At 56.4% G+C, this 18,915-nt stretch carries 15 protein-coding genes; 6 read left to right on the top strand and 9 right to left on the bottom strand.

All coding sequences use genetic code 11. The features are described 5' to 3' along the window. Positions 1–60: 60 nt before the first annotated feature. The gene (locus KP705_RS03500) at positions 61–513 is read right to left on the bottom strand and encodes an Lrp/AsnC ligand binding domain-containing protein (RefSeq protein WP_086634653.1); all 453 of its coding nucleotides are present in this window, start codon (positions 511–513) and stop codon (positions 61–63) included. A gap of 136 nt (positions 514–649) precedes the next feature. On the opposite strand from KP705_RS03500, the gene putA reads away from it, so the two are divergent. Together putA and KP705_RS03510 are read left to right on the top strand one after the other, a co-directional pair. Next, positions 650–4,219, top strand: coding sequence for a bifunctional proline dehydrogenase/L-glutamate gamma-semialdehyde dehydrogenase PutA (putA, locus tag KP705_RS03505; protein ID WP_215764027.1), 3,570 nt, complete (start codon positions 650–652; stop codon positions 4,217–4,219). 199 nt (positions 4,220–4,418) lie between these two features. After that, positions 4,419–7,052 (top strand): M1 family metallopeptidase, encoded by a 2,634-nt coding sequence (locus KP705_RS03510; RefSeq protein ID WP_046901943.1) that lies wholly within the window; start codon positions 4,419–4,421, stop codon positions 7,050–7,052. Between the two features lie 52 nt (positions 7,053–7,104). On the opposite strand, the gene KP705_RS03515 is transcribed toward KP705_RS03510, so the two are convergent. The 8 genes from KP705_RS03515 to KP705_RS03550 all read right to left on the bottom strand — a co-directional run bounded on the left by KP705_RS03515 (position 7,105) and on the right by KP705_RS03550 (position 14,471). After that, positions 7,105–8,322 carry a cation:proton antiporter gene (locus tag KP705_RS03515; protein WP_215764028.1) on the bottom strand — a complete coding sequence of 406 codons (1,218 nt, stop codon included), beginning with the start codon at positions 8,320–8,322 and terminating at the stop codon, positions 7,105–7,107. 111 nt (positions 8,323–8,433) lie between these two features. Then, positions 8,434–9,369 (bottom strand): ABC transporter permease, encoded by a 936-nt coding sequence (locus KP705_RS03520; RefSeq protein ID WP_064274479.1) that lies wholly within the window; start codon positions 9,367–9,369, stop codon positions 8,434–8,436. Positions 9,370–9,371: 2 nt separating this feature from the next. Further along, positions 9,372–10,418 carry an ABC transporter permease gene (locus KP705_RS03525; RefSeq protein ID WP_211502970.1) on the bottom strand — a complete coding sequence of 349 codons (1,047 nt, stop codon included), beginning with the start codon at positions 10,416–10,418 and terminating at the stop codon, positions 9,372–9,374. After that, positions 10,415–12,001, bottom strand: coding sequence for an ABC transporter ATP-binding protein (locus tag KP705_RS03530; protein ID WP_215764029.1), 1,587 nt, complete (start codon positions 11,999–12,001; stop codon positions 10,415–10,417). Before KP705_RS03530 ends, KP705_RS03525 begins: the two co-directional genes overlap by 4 nt. After that, positions 11,994–13,097, bottom strand: coding sequence for a BMP family ABC transporter substrate-binding protein (locus KP705_RS03535; RefSeq protein WP_215764030.1), 1,104 nt, complete (start codon positions 13,095–13,097; stop codon positions 11,994–11,996). The genes KP705_RS03530 and KP705_RS03535 overlap by 8 nt, the downstream gene beginning before the upstream one ends. Continuing rightward, entirely contained in the window at positions 13,088–13,639 is a 552-nt protein-coding gene (locus tag KP705_RS03540) for a glutathione S-transferase C-terminal domain-containing protein (RefSeq protein ID WP_215764031.1), read from the bottom strand. The genes KP705_RS03535 and KP705_RS03540 overlap by 10 nt, the downstream gene beginning before the upstream one ends. Next, a complete protein-coding gene (locus KP705_RS03545; RefSeq protein ID WP_215764032.1) occupies positions 13,636–14,247 on the bottom strand; it encodes a Rieske (2Fe-2S) protein in 612 nt (203 codons plus the stop codon). Before KP705_RS03545 ends, KP705_RS03540 begins: the two co-directional genes overlap by 4 nt. Next, complete coding sequence (locus tag KP705_RS03550; protein ID WP_099212816.1) at positions 14,244–14,471, bottom strand: hypothetical protein; 228 nt, start codon at positions 14,469–14,471, stop codon at positions 14,244–14,246. The genes KP705_RS03545 and KP705_RS03550 overlap by 4 nt, the downstream gene beginning before the upstream one ends. Positions 14,472–14,599: 128 nt before the next feature. Between KP705_RS03550 and KP705_RS03555 the strand changes: the two genes are divergently transcribed. From KP705_RS03555 to KP705_RS03570, 4 genes are all read left to right on the top strand, one after another. Next, entirely contained in the window at positions 14,600–15,439 is an 840-nt protein-coding gene (locus KP705_RS03555) for an aromatic ring-hydroxylating dioxygenase subunit alpha (protein ID WP_211515433.1), read from the top strand. Beyond that, the gene (locus KP705_RS03560) at positions 15,436–16,767 is read left to right on the top strand and encodes an amidohydrolase family protein (protein WP_215764033.1); all 1,332 of its coding nucleotides are present in this window, start codon (positions 15,436–15,438) and stop codon (positions 16,765–16,767) included. The genes KP705_RS03555 and KP705_RS03560 overlap by 4 nt, the downstream gene beginning before the upstream one ends. Positions 16,768–16,779: 12 nt before the next feature. After that, complete coding sequence (locus KP705_RS03565) at positions 16,780–17,274, top strand: nucleoside deaminase (RefSeq protein WP_064274486.1); 495 nt, start codon at positions 16,780–16,782, stop codon at positions 17,272–17,274. A gap of 152 nt (positions 17,275–17,426) precedes the next feature. After that, positions 17,427–18,788, top strand: coding sequence for an 8-oxoguanine deaminase (locus KP705_RS03570; RefSeq protein ID WP_215764034.1), 1,362 nt, complete (start codon positions 17,427–17,429; stop codon positions 18,786–18,788). Positions 18,789–18,915 lie beyond the last annotated feature (127 nt).

The raw sequence follows: 18,915 nt of genomic DNA on the forward strand, positions 1-18,915 counted from the left end.
ACACGAGTAAGGTAACTTTCCTCATACCGTCATCCTGCTTACTTGGGAAAAAGATAGCCGTCAGATCGGCAATTCGGGATCGGATTTGACCTCTTCCATGACGGTGTAAGTGTGCGTCTGGCGTACTCCCGGGAGCCGGGTCAGGGTTTTCCCCAGAAAATTACGATATGCGGTCATGTCCTTGACCCGCGCCTTCACCAGATAGTCGAACCCGCCCGCAACCATATAACACTCGCTGACCTGAGGAATGGTTTTGAGTGCTTTGGAGAAGGCTTCAAAAATATCCGGACTGGTCCGATCCAGCGTGACCTGAATGAAAACAAGCAGCCCAAGATTGACGGTTTCAGGGTCAAGACGGGCCATATAACCGCGGATTACCCCGCTTTGCTCCAGCTTTTTAACGCGCTCCAGCGTAGCGGCAGGGCTCAGATGAATCTGCCGTGACAGATCAATGTTCGTGATGCGGCCATCCTTCTGAAGAAACCTCAGAATTCTGCGATCTATGTCATCCACTTCGCACCACCTGCTAAATATAATTTTCCATAAATTCGATAAACCGAATTTAATTCGTCGTCTCCCTTAAAATACCAGCACCTGTTTCGCAAACGTTTCAATATCTGTGAGAGACCATCAGAACAGCGGTATCCTCATGACCTCACCTTTCGCGTCCCTTGCAGCCATCGTTCCGCCGCGGTCTCCGTTACGTCAGGCCATCACCGACCATACCCGTGTAGCGGAAGCCCCCCGGGTGACGGAGCTTTCGCGTGAAGCTCGCCTTGAGGACGATCAGGCTACCCTCGCCCGTCAGACAGCGAAACGTTTGGTCGAAGCTCTTCGTCAAGGCCGCAGTAGCGGCATCGTTCAGGATCTGGTGCAGGAATACGATCTCTCCTCTCAGGAGGGTGTCGCCCTGATGTGCCTGGCGGAGGCCCTGCTTCGTATCCCTGACCTTCCCACACGTGACGCCCTCATTCGCGACAAGATCGGTAACGGGCAATGGCACGAGCATATCAGTCGCAAGTTTTCCCTGTTCGTAAACGCGGCGACCTGGGGACTGGTCGTCTCAGGCAAGGTCCTGTCGACGGAAGAGACGAAAGCGCTGCCGGGAAGCCTCAAACGCCTGATCGGACGGTGCGGTGAGCCTGTGATCCGCAAGGGCGTCGATATGGCAATGCGCATGATGGGTGAGCAGTTTGTAACCGGCCAAACCATCGCGAACGCGCTCGAAAACAGCAAGCCCCTCGTCGCAAAGGGATTCCGTTACTCCTACGACATGCTGGGAGAAGCTGCCACGACCATGGCGGACGCTGATCGGTATTACCGTGACTATGAAACGGCCATTCACGCTATTGGCCAGGCATCAGCAGGCGCTGGCGCCTATCAAGGCCCGGGTATTTCAGTCAAGCTGTCTGCCCTTCATCCGCGCTATAGCCGCCTCCAGAGGGAACGCGTTCTCGCCGAGTTGGGCCCTCGCCTGACAGCACTTGCGCGCCTTGCCTGTCACTATGACATCGGCTTCAACATTGACGCTGAAGAGACAGACCGGCTGGAGCTCTCTCTGGACCTGCTGGAAACCCTTTGTTTCGACCTACCCCTGAAAGACTGGAAGGGCATTGGCTTCGTTGTTCAGGCTTATCAGAAGCGTGCGCCGTTCGTACTCGACTGGGTGATTGATCTGGCACGTCGCACAAATCACCGCCTGATGGTCCGGCTGGTTAAGGGTGCCTATTGGGACAGTGAAATCAAGCGTGCCCAGATTGATGGGATGGACGATTTCCCGCTCTTCACGCAGAAGATCCATACCGACATTTCCTACATTGCCTGCGCCAAGAAGCTTCTGGCTGCTCCAGACGCCATTTTCCCACAGTTTGCAACGCATAACGCGCAGACGCTGGCCAGCATTCACGCCTTGGCAGGCCCGAATTTCACGACTGAGTCCTATGAGTTTCAATGCCTGCATGGCATGGGAGAAACGCTGTACAAAGAAGTTGTTGGTCCGGAAAAGCTGAATCGCCCTGTCCGCGTCTATGCTCCTGTGGGCACGCATGAAACGCTCTTGGCCTATCTCGTACGCCGCCTACTGGAAAATGGCGCGAATTCGTCCTTTGTGAACCGAATTCAGGATCCTGCAGTTTCGGTGGAAGAACTGATTACCGACCCCGTCACGCTCTCCGCCAATGCCCTCCCCAGCACCCTGCGCCTACCAAACGACCTTTTCCAGCCTGAGCGTGAAAACTCGCATGGGCTGGATCTTGCAGACGAAAATACTCTGAAAACACTTGGTGTTGCCCTGAATAAGGAGGCCTCATTTGGTGAAACAGCGGGCGAGGATGTCGTTAGTCCTGCCGACAAGTCAGATGTCATTGGATGTATCAAACCCACGGGTGTCGAAAGCGTAGGGGCTGTCATCAGCAAAGCCGTAACGGGTTATGATGTCTGGAAAAACACACCAGTCTCCGAACGCGCTACATGTTTGGAGAAGGCCGCTCAGAGCCTCGAAGACGACATGCCCAGACTGATGGGACTGATTATCCGGGAAGCAGGAAAGACCCTTGCCAATGCGGTGTCTGAAATCCGCGAGGCTGTAGACTTCCTACGCTATTATGCTGCCCAGATCCGCCGCGAGTTTACTGCTGACAATGCTGCCCCACTGGGGCCCGTCGTCTGCATCAGCCCCTGGAACTTCCCTCTCGCCATTTTTCTAGGGCAGGTTTCTGCTTCCCTGGCAGCCGGGAACAGCGTTCTCGCCAAACCTGCGGAAGAAACGCCTCTCATTGCGCAAGAAGCTATCCGCATTCTCCATGCTGCCGGAGTGCCAGCAGAAGCCCTACAACTTGTATCAGGTTGCGGCGAAATCGGAGCGGCGCTCGTCGCCGATCCCCGCATAACCGGCGTTCTTTTCACGGGCTCGACGGAAGTCGCAAAGCTGATCCAAAAACAGCTTGCCGGGCGCCTGAATGCAGATGGCACACCTATTCCTCTGATTGCGGAAACAGGCGGCCAGAATGCGCTTGTTGTGGACAGCTCGGCTCTGTCCGAACAAGTCGTCGGGGATGTGTTGTCTTCCGCTTTTGACAGTGCCGGACAGCGGTGCAGCGCACTCCGGGTACTGTGCCTGCAAAACGATAGCGCAGATCGTGTTCTGACGATGCTCAAAGGGGCTATGGCAGAACTGCGTACGGGAAATCCAGCTCTTCCGCAGACAGATGTCGGGCCAGTCATCACAGAAGAGGCTCAGAGCGGAATTCTCCGCCATATTGAAGACATGCGCGCTCGTGGATTTTCCATCCATCAGTCCGCAATTTCTGAAGAGTGCGCAAACGGGACCTTTGTGCCGCCGACACTGATCGAAATCGACAGTTTGTCAGCTCTGCGCCGAGAGGTTTTTGGGCCGGTTCTGCATGTCGTCAGATATCGTCGCGAAGAGCGCTCGCAGTTGATGGCAGCCATTAACAACACCGGATATGCCCTGACCTTCGGCGTTCACTCACGCATCGACAGTACGATTGAAGACCTTAAAGCCACCTCAGATGCGGGAAATATTTACGTCAACCGTAACCTTGTGGGTGCTGTAGTTGGGTCTCAGCCGTTTGGGGGGCATGGCCTTTCCGGAACCGGTCCGAAGGCAGGTGGCCCGCTTTACCTGCGCCGCCTTCTGTCCCGACGCCCTGAACTGGGCGCTCTGGCGCACCATGACCTGCCAGTTGTCCTGAATTTTGCCGGGCAGTGGTTAAGGGCCATAGCACCAGACTTCAGAGCCGTTGTGCCTGCCGGAACGCCTTTGGGAACAACCCTTTCTCTCCCCGGCCCTGTCGGAGAAGACAACGTTTACACTTTGACAGCACGAGGCACCGTACTATGTGCAGGGCCTACACTTGAGGATCTGTGTCAGCAAGTCACAGATGCCCTGTCCACTGGGAATGCCTGTGCGATCCCTGCGGAAATCTGGCGCCGTTTGCCCCCACCGCCTGCGGCCTTGGGAGCCTCTATCCTCCCACTATCAACAGACGTTCAGGTGGATGTGGCGCTGTGCAATGGCGATGCAACAGACCGCAAGCAGGTCTTGGCCGCACTGGAACGTAAAGACGGACCGGTAGTCTGCCTGCACACACCAGATGCAGCCGGACGTTACCCACTGGAATGGCTGGTTCAGGAGCGGGCCTGCAGCACCAATACGACGGCTGCTGGCGGAAATGCAGCTCTTATGGCGACGGTTTAGTATTCACGCCCTAACACGAGACACACTTCCATCGTGGTCCTACAGGCTGCGGTGGGAGGTCTTGGTTTAAAGAGACAGACGCATCAAACCTGCCTCCCACTTTCATGTCAGGACCGAGTGTGCGACCCTTACGCCACCATTGAAACAAAGCGTTACGCTGTTTCTTCAATATTCTGACTGATTAAGGATACGCATCGTTATGCGCCGCCTTCTGGCTTTCAGCACCCTTCTTGCCGGTCTTCCCTTTGCCATGGTGGCGCATGCCGAAGGAACGTTTTCCTTCCAGCAAACTCCTGGCCAGCTTCCCAAAACCGTTGTTCCGGCCTCCTATGCCATCGATCTCGAAACGGACCCAGAGCATCTGACCCTCAAGGGCCAGGAAACCATCGACGTCACGGTCCTGACAGATACGCAGGACATTGTTCTCAATCAGGCAGGACTAAAGCTGTCTGGTGCCGTTCTGGATGGGACGCAGCATGCGACCATCACACAGGATGACGCTGCAGAAACTGCCACGCTGCATTTTTCACAGCCGGTTCCCAAGGGCCCCCACACTCTTTCCATCAATTACACAGGCCCAATCCTCAAAACGCCAAATGGCCTCTACATCAACGATTATACGTCAGCCACCGGTCAGGCACGCCGCATGCTGGTGACGCAGTTCGAAGTTGCTGATGCCCGCCGGATGTTCCCCGGATGGGATGAACCCGCATTCAAGGCCAGCTTCCAGCTGAATGTGACGTTGCCGTTTGATGATGTTGCAGTCAGCAATATGCCCATTATCGGCACCACTCAGCAGGACACGAAGACCAAGCGCGTTTCCTTTGCCCCAACACCTCGTATGTCCAGCTACCTGCTGGCGCTTGTTGCCGGTGACATGGGAGCCATTCATGGAGAGGCTGATGGCACGCCCCTGAGTGTTTATGCCCCGGCCGGCCTTGAGGAACAGGGTCGATACGCTCTTGAATCAGCCCAGCGCATTCTGCCGTATTACAACAGCTATTTTGGGGTAAAATATCCTCTCCCGAAGATGGATATGCTGGCCATTCCAGGGAATTATCAGGCCGGTGCGATGGAGAACTGGGGCGCTCTCACATACATCGACAATGTGCTTCTGTTTGACCCGAAAAACAGCACGCCCAAAACACGCGAGCTGATTCACGAAGTCGTTGCGCATGAGATGGCGCATCAGTGGTCTGGTGATCTCGTGACGATGGGCTGGTGGAACAACATCTGGCTCAATGAAGGCTTTGCGTCCTGGATGGAAATCAAGGTCACGGACAAGCTGAACCCACAGTGGGACATCTGGCCACGCCAGCATGAGACCCGCGAAGAAACGATGGGCATTGATGCCCTTTCAACAACCCATCCGATCCAGCAGACCATTCACAACGTCAGTGAAGCAAATTCAGCGTTTGACAGCATCAGCTATGGCAAAGGCGAGCTGGTCATCCGGATGCTGGAAGGCTGGCTGGGTGAAGACAAATTCCGTGATGGCATGCGGGCCTACATGAAAGCTCACGCGTTCGGCAATGCTACCAGTCAGGATCTGTGGAATGCCCTTTCTTCCACTTCTGGCGAAGACGTGGCTAAGGTAGCGCGCAGCTTCACGGAGCAGCCGGGTATCCCGCAAGTTAACGTCACATCGTTCTGTCAGAATGATCAGGCCACCTACACACTGACCCAGAGCCGCTTCACAATCCATGATCCACAGGCTCAGCCTCTGACATGGAGCGTTCCGGTTGTGGCTGGCGGACCAGGACTTCCAACAAAAACCCTTGTTCTGGGCACTGAACCCGTCACTATCACAGCACCCCGTTGCGATACGGCCTTCAAACTCAATCTTGGCGAGAGCGGCTATTATCGTGTTTCTTATGACAAGAACGCGCTCGGCGCCCTTGCAACATCTCTCAGCAAATTTGCTCCCGTCGATCGCGCCAACCTGCTTGGGGACCAGTATGCCCTTTTCCGGTCAGGACAGGCCAAACTTGGGTCTTATCTGGATCTGGTCGATAGTCTGACCACAGCGCATGAGAGCGACATTGCGGTTCTGGAAGAAATTATCAGCCGCCTTGAAACGATTGATCAGTACGAAATCGGCAACGCCGATCGTGATGACTTCCAGACATATGCTCGCAGCCGTCTGGCACCGGTTCTGGCGCGTCTGGGGTGGGACGAAAAGCCGCACGAGAACGTCCTCGACACGATGCTGCGACCATCGGTGATCAGCGCACTCGGAACATTCAACGATCCGCAGGTTATTGCGGAAGCCAAGCGTCGCTTTGCGCTCTGGAAGGCAAACCCAGCCTCTCTCCGTCCCGATCTTGTCGGTGCTGTTACGACCATTGCCATGAAGACGGCGGATGGCCAGACATATGATTTCATGGCTGAGAAAGTTCGCACCACCCAGGCGACGGAACTCAAACTGCGCTACTTCGCCGCTCTTGCCAGCGCAACCAACCCGGATCTGATCCGCAAAAACGTGGCCCTCGCCTATAGCGGAGCCATCCCGAACGGGCGGATTGCACGTTCACTGGCCGTCATTGCAGCCTCGAGCGAAAATCCTGATCTGGTGTGGCAACTGGTGAAGGAGCATGAGACAGATATTCGCACGCATCTGGCTCCGTGGTCACAGGATGACTTCCTAGCCTCAATCGCCGCACACTCCAATAACCCACAGGTCCTTGAAGCACTCCAGAACGATCCGTGGTCCACGAAGACAACAGGTGCAAAAATCGCGACAGCGAAAGCGGTCAATACGATCAATGCCCGTCAGGACGCTATTAAAGCCACTCAGGAACAGATCCATACCTGGCTCTCAACGCATCACTAATCTATCTGAAATATGATGGAGAGGGGTTAATTCCCTTCTCCATCTCAGGCCCCTAGAACGCAGTAGAAGATCGGGGCGCGACCAGCTTGAACATGGGGCCGGTCAGAACCGTAGAAATAACGGCAAGCACCATCAGAGATGCGAAGGCAAACTCTGAAATCATGCCTTGGGCGTGGAAAATCGTTGCAGCAACAATTTCCATAAGCCCCTTGCACTGCAACAGAACACCGACGCTCAACGCCTGACGCCTGCTCAGGCCGGATGCAGGCGGGTAAATATAGACCGCCAAAATCTTCGTCACGATCGAGATTGCAACGAGTGACAGCGAGGCGATTACGGATGGCCATGTCAGAGCATCACCATCGATATTCAGGCCACTATGACCAAAGAACATCGGGGCGAGCCAGATGAGTGAGAACGTTCCCACCTTCTCAACGGGCAACCGCCGAACCCACGACGGCGGCATGATCGCGCCAGCAAAGTAAGCGCCAATCAGTTCGTGCAGACCGAGTTGCATGCTGGCCCACGAACCGGCAGCAAGGTAAATCGGCACCGCAATCCAGATAACAGCGGAAGGCGGGTTCCTGAAATGGCGGGAAGCCCAGTTTCCGGCAAATGCCAGTCCCACCAGCAGCGCAATCGCGAGGACTTCGAGGCCCGTCCATCCATGGAGGGCAGCCGTCCCACGCTCGGCAACCTGAAGCATTGCCAGACCAATCCAGAGAGCAGCATCGTCGACAACGGCCAGCTTAAGCGCCAGCTGACCCAACGGACGTTGAGACGGATTAAGCTCACGCACCACGCCAATCAGAACCGGCAAAGCACTGACGGCAATGCACAGGCCAATAGACGCTGCGGCGACCCAAGGCTGTGCATGTGGCGGATGCCATCCGGGAAGTGGCAGAAAAAATTCATAGGCGAGTATGGATCCCACCAAAAGCGGACCACCCAGCGCAACGGCCGCCCCCGTTAGCAAACGCCCTAACGTCGGCGCTGGCAGGGCATGATCGTCCGCCACGCTTCCAGGGGACTGCCACATTTCAAGGCCGGCAGTAAACGCCAGAACCAGAACGGCAACCCAGCCAATATCGCTTCCATAAACCGATGGAATACCAAGTGATTTTACAGGAATATGCCAGACAGAAATCAATATACCGACAAGTATTGGCAGAACCACAATCGGTATTGTTTTCTTCAGTATCCTCCACGCAACCCATGGAAGAAAAACAAAAACTGCGGCGTCTGCAATAAGTGCCGTAATGTTTGTCATCAGCCTCCCCTCTATGCCTAAATGAAGAGACAGAGTACGCGATTATGGGGAAAAGGTGCAAACCAAAGTGTTTGGGACGCTTGCTGGCGCCCCACTCCACACCCGGTTCGCTTATCTTCCACTTCGATAATAGGGCGTCCCGAGCGCCGCGGGAGCCGCCATGGCAGAGCGCAGTTTTGCAAAGGCCAGCATCGGCACAATAATGCAGGCAACCGTCCCGAGATATGGCAGCGTATTCAGGATGGCGGGGGCAACAGGCCAGCCTCTGGCCTGCCCCATAAACCCTACTGCCGTTACAAGCCCGAACAGTAGGCCGGACAAAACGGCAACAATTGGGCGGTATCCAGCAAAGATCACCAGCGCCACGGCAATCCAACCCCGGCCGGCGATCATCCCGTCTGACCAGACAGGCACGACGGCGAGCGTCAGATCAGCGCCTGCCACGCCTGCCAGAACACCACCAACAATCACGGCCAGAGCCCTGTACTTCATGACAGGCACCCCAACCGCGTCTGCCGCTGCCGGATTTTCGCCCACGGCCCGCAGATCCAAACCCGAACGCGTCCGAAACAGCCAGAAATGCGCCATGACAGGAAAGACGAGATAGATCAGGTAAACGAGAATATTCTGGCTAAAGAAGGCAGGTCCGATAACAGGAATGGCAGACAGAACCGGAATGGAGACTGGTTCGAACACAGCAGAGACCGGAACACCGGCAACGGACCGCCCGATTACAGAACTAAGACCCAGCCCCAGAAAGGTGATCGCCACGCCACACAGAACCTGATTGGCACGAAGTACAACGCTGGAGAGCGCAAGCACACTTGCTCCCAGCCCACCAACCAGTCCTGCTGCAAGCAGGCCCAGCCATGGATGAGGCGTCGCGTTCACAGTCATGACTGCAACGACGGCCCCGAGGGACATCAGCCCCTCCACCCCGAGATTCAGAACACCTGCACGTTCGGCAATCACCTCGCCGAGGGCACCAAGCGCCAGAACACCGCCTGACAGAACGGCATGACCGAGAAGGTCGCTGAGAAGTGCCATGATCAGCTCCTGTTCACACGGACATAGGCTGCCATTTCGTCTCCGGCCGCAATCGCAAGGACCAGCAGACCTGTAATGGCAAGAACGGCGGAAGAACTGATCTGGGTTGTCTGGAGAACAATCCCCGTATCCAGAATCAGTGCCATCAGAAGCGCTGCTGGAATAAGGGCAAAGCACGACCCACGAGCCAGAAGCGCCACGACGATGCCCAGATATCCATAATTATTGGCAAGGCCACCCTGAAGCCGGTGAACGGTTCCCGCGACTTCAAACACACCTGCCAGCCCGGCTAAAGCGCCTGACAACAGCAACACAGCCAGAATACGGGGAGAGACCTTAATCCCAGCATAGTGCGCAGCCTGCGGATTAGAGCCGCACACAGCCGTTTCATAACCAAACCGGCTTTTCGCGAGCCCTACTCCCAAGCCAACAACAATCCCCAATGCGAGCAGGAACCCCAGATGAACCGCTCCCCAGAGTTCCGGAAGTGCCACATGCAGGCGTTCAGTCGAGGCTAGAGCACCAGTCACGCGATCAGCCCACGGTCCGGTTGCCAGATAATAGACAAGCAGGGAGGCCACGAAGTTCAGAAGAAGAGAGGTAACAATTTCACTGACGCCAAGCCAAGCCCGGGCCGCAGCGGGAATAAAAATCCATGCGGCTCCCGCCAGAGCGCCAGCTACAACCATCGCCGGAAGTGCGACAATCGCGGGCCAATGCGTGAACAAACCAACAGCCGTCGCTGCCGTCGCACCTGCATAAAGCTGCCCTTCCGCCCCGATATTCCAGAGATTGACACGGATCCCGACCCAAACTGCCGCCCCTGTAAGCATCAGAGGCGTCATGAAGAGTGCGAGGTCCTCAATGCCAAAGCGCGACCCGACGGTCGATCGAACGACGAGCCCGGCGAGTTCGATCGGAGATCGTCCCATCGCGGCGAGCGTGATTGCTACAATGCCCAGAGCCGCAAGGATGGAGAGCCCGCGCCCAACGGCAATACGATGAGACGGAACAACCGTAAGACGCGTGCGAGGGGATACGGCGCTCATGCTGCCTCCGACAGATTACGGCCACTCATGAGCGCGCCTATGCTTTCCCGATCTGCGTCTGCACGATCCATGACCCCCATGAGGCGCCCTGCATACAGAACAGCAATACGATCACTCAGGGCAAAGATTTCATCCAGATCTTCTGACATCAGAACCACGGCAACACCTGCGTCGCGCGCACGGGCGAGCATATCCCTCATGGCTGAGATAGCCCCGATGTCCAGACCACGGCTGGGATAACTGGCCACCAGAACATGACTGGCAATCCGGATTTCACGTTCCAGAACCAGCCTCTGCTGATTGCCGCCGGATAACCCGCGAATTTGCACCTGTGTTCCCGGAAGCTTCACCCCTGCCCTGTCTGCGAGCATCTGGGCAAACTTGCGGGCCTGCGCCATGGAGAAGCTGAACCGGCCGCCAATCGGCGGACGGTCATACTCCCGAAGTGCCATGTTTTCCGCAACGCTCAGCCCCGGCATCAGGGCACGTTTCAGCCGGTCTTCCGGTACGTGACCCACGCCCGCATGCGCAAACATCGCCGGGTCTGCACGATTGGCAGCCTTGCCATTCAAATAGACCGTTCCGCTCTCAGCCGCCTTCAATCCGGTCAGGACTTCTGCCAGTTCGGGCTGGCCATTCCCCGTCACCCCTGCAATCCCCAGGACTTCTCCCGGACGAAGCGAAAGACTGACATCATCCAGACGGACCACGCCTGCGGCATCCCGCACTGTCACCTGTTTCAGAGACAGAGGTTCAGACCCACCGCCTGCCGGAGCAGGAGACTGCCGTGGATAAGAGGTTGCAAGCGTAACAGGGCGTCCGATCATCTCCGTTACAAGACTGTCAGGCGTCACATCGGACGTCTGATGCGTGCCCACTAATCGCCCCTGCCGCAGAACGGAAACCCGGTCCGCAAGCGCCATAATCTCATCAAGCTTGTGGCTGATGATCACGACTGCCCCTCCCTCGGAGCGAAACCGACGAAGAGCGGAAAACAGTTCGCCGACTTCAACGGGGCTGAGAACAGCCGTTGGCTCATCAAGGATAAGAAGCCGCGCGCCCCGAGACAGAACACGAAGGATTTCAACACGCTGCTGCTCGCCCGCAGACAAAGAGGACACAACAGCCGACGGTGTAATGGGAAGGCCAAACTTCTTGGAAAGCGCGAAAGCACGCTCTTCAATGTCTTTTCCCGCAAGGCGCCGAGGTGTTTCAGACCAGCCCAGATGGAGGTTTTCAGCGACGGTAAAACGGGGAACCAGACGAAAGTGCTGGTGCACCATGCCAATCCCGGCAGCGATGGCTGCGTCAGGGGCCGGAAACGTGGTCCCATATCCATCAATGATGATTTCCCCGGCATCGGGCTGGTATAGGCCCGTCACCACGTTCATCAATGTGGACTTCCCTGCACCATTTTCCCCTAACAGGGCGTGAATTTCGCCGGGGAACACATTCAGGGAAACATTTTCGTTCGCTATCACGCCTGGAAAGTACTTCGCAATATTCACCAGCTCCAGAATGGGCGGTGTTCCTGCTGCAAGATGAGCGGGAGGCGCGTTGGACGCATGCGTGACATCAGCCAAGACCAGACACTCCCTGAACCTGCCACGACCAGTTATACATCTCCATGTCAGTCATGACATGGCCTGCTGGAACCCGCAGCGTTCCCTCAGAGTCATAAATTGGCCCCTGAAAAGGCGACCATCCAGCCAGCATCCGGTCCCGCGCAGCGTCGGCTTCTTTCTGTACAGCCTCAGGAACGTTCTGCCCCCAGCGATCCCGATCGACGCCTTTGGCCAATGTGAGAAAACGTCCCTCCGGCGCCCACTCTCCCCGGATCCGCGCACCAACCTGCTGAATATAGTAGTCAGCAAAATCCAGCACGACAGAGCTGACATATGCATTGGGCCCGAACTCACGCATGTCGGTGTTCCACATCGCTGCCCAGACGCCGCGTTTCTCCGCGACACGCAGATAGCCCGGATCGTCCATAATCCCGCACAGGAAGTCACAGCCACTGTCTACCAGAGCAGCCCCCGCTTCCGTTGCAGCCTGCGGGTCAAACCACGAATTGATGGAGATAACACGCATCGTCGCCTGCGGATTAACCGAGCGCGCGCCCAAAAGCACGGCATTCGCACTGGCATAGACGGAAGGAACCGGGAAAGAGGCCACGTAGCCAAGCTTGCCGGTTTTGCTCAGACGGGCTGCGGCGATACCAATAACGTAGCTGGCATACCAGTGCGTGATATAATACCAGCCAAGATTATTGCTGACAGCATGGCCATCACACTCCATGAACGCAACGTCCGGAGCACGATCGGCGACGTCGCGAATGAAGTCTCCATAATTGGACGTGGAAATTACCATCTGCGCTCCTTCCGCCACGAACTGGCGGAAGATGCGGGTTGCATCTGCGGAGTAAGGCACGCTCTCGACAAAGAGGGTTTTGACGGCTGGATAGGCACGTTTGACGGCTTGAACCGCCAGATCGTGAGCGTGGCTCCATCCGCCGTCAGTGATGGGGCTGGTGTGCCCAAAGCCAATCAGAAGATCCTCTTCCCGAATGGGCGCAAAACGACGTGACGCTGCCTTCAGAGCCGACGGCATCACAAGCGAGCTGCCCAAAGCAGCCAGTACCGAACGCCGCGGGATCATCAGAGGATTTTTCAGTGACATTCCGGCACTCCCGGCATCGTTATGAACCCAGGCAGCGCCTTGAATTGCCTCATGAAGTTCCGAACCGCCGGATAAAGATCCAAAGGAACTTCAAGGTCCTGGCTCAAGGCAACAACTGGAAACAGCATGATGTCGGCAACTCCTGGATGATCCCCTGACACCCAGCATCGACCGTCCAAGCGGTTCTCTGCAAGCCGATCTTCAATCTCGCCCATCAATGGCATCGCGATCTGTGCGGGGTTTTCAACAGGAAGAGACGCCAGCATGACCGTCCTGCGCATAATGGAAAAGCGATCTAGGGCGTTCGCTGCCCACGTCATCTCGTCCGTTCCGGAATTCCATTCCTGCTGGACGTCTGGAAGCGTTACGAGCCGCACCAGGATCTCTAACGGGCCATGAAGAACATCGTCGACGAGTTCAAGGGCTGGGCCACTTTCCAAGGCGCTCTCATCCGTGACCGTAGGCAGCTTCACTCCCATCAGGGACGCTCCCAGCCGAACGGCATAGCATCTGTCATCAAGTGCCCAGTCTCGTAACCTCATGCTGAAACGGTCTCCTTGATGGCTTCCAAACGGTCCCGTAACTGCACAGCTTGTCGCGCAGCCTCCCGCTGCCCGGCGACAGTCCATGACGCAACATGCAACATGGTCAGGCCAACTACTGGTTCATGCACAGCAAAAAGACAGTTATCGTGCTGCTTCCAGTTCGAAGCCTCCATATTGAGAGACGTCCGCGCAGTTTGCAAAGGCACCTGAACCAGCAAGCTCCGAACGCCTGACGCCTCGCCTTCCGGCAGGGGCGAAAGTGATGGCGTCTCATCAAGGCTCACCCAAATCACTCCGCATCGCTCCTGCACCTGATAAGCTGTCGCGTGAATGGTGCCCGGCACACGGAGTTCAGGATGAGCTGGAATGTGGCGACACGTCGAATCTGCTCCAAACTGCCAGCCGTGGTAGAGACAAGCCAGATTTCCGTTCCTCACGAAACCGAAACTCAGCCGCATTCCTCGATGTGGGCAACGATCTTCCCAGGCATGGATCTCACCATCTGTGCCACGCCAGAGAGCAATTTCTTTGCCAGACAAGCGTGCCGGAGCTGCTGTTCCAGCGGGAACATCCATAGTGAGAGCAACTGGAAACCACCCCGTCATCCGAGGCTCTCCGTGCCTGTCACAATACAGCCCGCTGGTCCGAGGAGACACGCCATCTCGAACATTCCGAGAAGTGCTTCTTCACCCACCAGCCGAACTGAAAAACAATGATCTGAAACAGACATGTCTGTAATCTCCACGGCCAGTAGGCGCGCCCGGGCAATGGCAAAATCCCGGAACAGCTCGGGATCAAAGCGCCCTTCGAAACGAATCTCCCGAACCACTGGATCATGCCTTTCTTATCTCATTTCACAATAAGAATTTTCCGGTTTATCAATATTCTGTATTCCATCAATGCCGGGGAGCATGATTAACTCTTCCCATCCGTCACCAGCAGCAGGTTGCCCGTGCCATGACCAGCCCCGATCCAGAGACGTTATCACACTGGTATCCTGTGGCTATGGTCGGGGATCTGACAAGTGTGACTTTCCAGACCATGCTACTCGACCGGCTGATTGAGATCTCCCGCGACGAAAACAATGCGTTTCAGGCGCTCTGCGGCAATCGCCCCCTCCCCGTGCAGGAACGCTACGGTTATCTCTGGACGTCTCTTGGAGAGCCCGTCCGGGATATCCCCGCCATTCCTGAGGCCGCTGAGCCAGACCGCCGGCTGGTATGTTGTGGGTCTATTGCCGTACATTCGTCAGGCTTGCGGGTCGTCGAAAACTTCCTCGATATGGCCCACTTCCCCTTTGTTCATACCAATATCCTCGGGGCAGAGCCTGAAACCGAAGTTCGGCGATATCAAATCGAAACACGAGAAGACGGTGCAGAAATCTGGGCAACCGACTGTACATTCTTCCAGCCTCAGGCGGCACTCTCTGCGTCCGGCGGGATTTTAACTGACTATACCTATCGAGTTGCTGCCCCGTTCTCCACGCTTCTTTATAAAACCTGCCCGGCCTCTCCCGAAAGACAGGACGTTATCGCTCTGTTTGTTCAACCGATGACAGCAACCCGTTCCCGGGCGCACCCAGTGATGTTCCTGATCGACGACAGTTCCTCACTGGGCGGATTGGTTGAATTCCAGCAATTCATTTTTCTTCAGGACAGGATCATTCTTGAAAACCAGCGCCCTCGCCTGATGCCACTGGACGGAAAATATGAAATTCCGACCATGGCAGATCGTTCGTCCGTGGCTTACCGGCGCTGGCTTAAAGGAAAAGGCGTGACGTATGGTGCTCTGTCGTGAGTGCATTTGTCGTCACCGGCCGGGCGCTGGCATCCCGAACGCCGCAGGAAACCGTTTTGGAAAATGTGGCTCTGCTGGTTGGCGACGACGGGATCATTCAGCGTCGCGCAACCTGCGGGACACAGGCCTATCAAGACCTGCAAAGCAGTGAAACTCTTGTTCGCCTGCCAGCCGACACTCTCCTCGTTCCCGGGCTGACAGATCTACACATTCATGCGCCTCAATGGCCTCAAGCTGGCACGGCTCTGGATCGTCCACTGGAAGAGTGGCTTGGCACATATACCTTCCCTTTAGAGGCCCGCTACTCGGACGCAGCCTTCGCAGCAACGGTTTATGAGGACCTGGTTCCAACCCTTCTGCGAAATGGCACAACCACCGCGCTCTATTTTGCCACGATCCACGAAGACGCCAGTCTTGTTCTTGCCCGCACCTGCCTCAAATACGGGCAACGCGGGTTCGTTGGACTGGTGGCTATGGATCATCCGGACCTGTGTCCACCAGATTACCGTCAGGCCAGCGCTCAGGAGGCCCTCGATGCAACCCGGCGCTTCATTCACGCCGTCCGGACCTTGCCAGGCAACGAGGCCGGCCTGGTCCAGCCCGTTATTACGCCTCGCTTCATTCCTGCCTGCTCCGACGCACTGTTGAATGGTCTTGGCGCATTAGCTGCAGAGATGAATGTCAGAGTGCAGACCCATGCGTCAGAAAGCGACTGGGAGCATCATCATGTTCTGGAGAGAACAGGTCAGACAGACACGTCTGCACTGGATACTTTTGGTCTCCTGCGAGACCATACCATTCTGGCGCACGCAGGATTTCTGAACCAGAATGACCGGACACTGGTCAAAGAGCGCAACGCCGGACTTGCCCACTGCCCGATTTCCAACGTCTTTTTTGCAGGCGCGGCCCTGCCCGTTCGCGACGTTCTCGATGAGCACGTTCACTGTGGGCTGGGAACAGACCTTTCCGGGGGGTATTCTCCGTCCATCTTTGAAAATGCACGGCAGGCCGTTCTGGCGTCCAGGATGCTGGAAAGCGGGACAAACCCGGAAATTCCACCGACAAAACGCGGCCTGCCTAACCACAGGATAGATTTTCAGGAAGCGTTCTGGCTTGCGACACGAGGCGGCGCGGAGGCTCTCGGGGTGCCAAGTGGACAACTCCTGCCCGGACAGGCGTTCGATGCGCTGGAGCTTCGCTGCACGTCAGGCAGTCTGCGATTATCGTCGCAAGACAGTGCGGCCAGCTGTGCCCAGAAAATTGTCTGTCATGCTTCGCCTGAGACGATTGATCGTGTCTGGATCAATGGCCGTCTGGTCAAGGAATAAGGAACTGATTGCATGATTACAGAAACAGACGACCTGCGTTTTCTCCGTATGGCGTTCGATGTTGCCAGAAAAGCACGTGACGGCGGGGATCATCCGTTCGGGTCTATTCTTGTGGACGAGACAGGCACTGTTCTGATGGAGCAGGGTAATGGCTACAGCGCAGAAGGATGCGACATGACAGCCCATGCCGAGCGTCTCCTCGCCAGCCGGGCCAGCAAAGCTTATGGGGCAGAACGCCTGCGCCAGTGCACGCTCTACAGTTCTGCAGAACCCTGCGCGATGTGCTCAGGTGCGATCTACTGGTCCGGGATCGGACGCGTGGTTTACGGCCAGTCCGAAAAGGACCTGAAAGACATGACCGGCAATCACGCGGAAAATCCCACGCTGGATCTCCCTTGCAGGACCGTCTTTGCTGCTGGCCAGCAGCCAGTGGACGTCGTGGGTCCCCTGCTGGAACAGGAAGCTGCCGCATTGCAGGCAGAATTCTGGGCGGCACATGGCTCGTGACAGCAGGACGAACCTGATGCTACGATAAACCTTCCTCGCCCGCTCAAAACAAGTTTGATGACGATCCGGACTTCGCATCTCCGGAACAGGGCCTTCTGCGAAAGCCATGAGCGATCATGGCTTGCTGATGGTTATTGGGAAAGGATGCCGCAATGACGGTCAACCTCCTCATCACAAATGCTTCTCTGTACATTGATCGGAATTGGGAAATCCCAAATGGATGGATCGCCATTAAAGACGGGCGCGTTCATTCCACAGGTCACTCCGGAGAAGCTGCTCCACAAGCAGAAAAAATCATATCAGCTAATGGAAAGCTGGTAACTCCGGGTCTGATCAATGCCCACCATCACATGTATCAGAATCTCACACGCTCCTATGCCCCCGTAACCAATGGGACGTTGTTCGAGTGGCTTCAGGGATTGTATCCGCTCTGGGCCGGACTGGACGAAGAGTCTGTTTACCTTTCAACAGCGGTTGCGATGATTGAGCTGCTGATGGGGGGCTGCACGACATCCATGGATCACATGTATGTCCATCCCAAGCCCTTTCTGATCGACGCCCAATTTCGTGCGGCCAGGGATATAGGCTTTCGTTTCCATGCCACTCGCGGCTCCATGACGCGATCCGTAGAGGATGGAGGACTTCCCCCCGCATCTGTCGTGCAGGACGAAGAGACCATTCTGGCAGACAGCGAAAGGCTGGTAAAAACCTATCATGATGCCTCTCCAGGCGCGATGGGTCGGGTGGCTCTGGCGCCCTGTTCTCTGTTCAGTGTCTCCGAACGGATCATGACAGAATCTGCTGCCATGGCAGACAGATATGACCTTAGGTTACACACCCATCTGGCAGAAGATCACGATGAGGACCGCTATTGTGCGGAGGTCTATGGCTGCACACCAACAGAATATTTCGAACGTGTAGGCTGGGCCAGCCCTCGCTCCTGGGTGGCACATTACATTTACCCTTCCTCTGACGAAATCGACCGTCTGGCGCATGCTGGCGTCTGCACGGCGCAGTGTCCCTGCTCCAACATGATGATTGGAGGCGGCTCTGCGGATGCCATGGATATGCGGCGTCGTGGGATGCGTGTGGGGCTTGGTTGTGACGGTTCAGCATCGACAGACCATGCATCGCTCTGGCTGGAGACCCGCATGGCGCTCCTTCTGGGTCGCTTCCGCAATGGCCCACATTCCATGACGGCCCGAGACGCTCTGGATATGGCCACACGCGGTGGAGCTGCCTGCCTGGGCTGGGATGATGAGATCGGGCATCTACGCCCCGGTGCATGTGCGGATCTGGTTATCTGGCAGATGTCGGACATTTCCCTTGCCGGGGCTTTGACGGACCCCGTGGAGGCGTGGCTTCGCTGCGCCCCGGCGACTGCCGGAACCACCATCGTCAACGGTAAAATTCTGGTTGAGAACGGGCAGCCTGTGCTGAAAAATCTGGGGGATATTCTTGGGGCTCATCGCAAGGAAGCCATGCGCATCCAGCGTTTGACCCCCGCGGCCTGAAACAAGGCTGAACGATGATCTGGACATCCGTCTGGATCATCATTCAGCGACCGGAAAACGATCGTTCCGAAGATTGCGAAAATATTATTTTCAACAAAAAGAGTGCGGTATGCCCCTGTTTCGTGAG

Origin of the sequence: Gluconobacter sp. P1D12_c, from assembly GCF_018812105.1 — a bacterium.
Classification (GTDB): domain Bacteria; phylum Pseudomonadota; class Alphaproteobacteria; order Acetobacterales; family Acetobacteraceae; genus Gluconobacter; species Gluconobacter oxydans_A.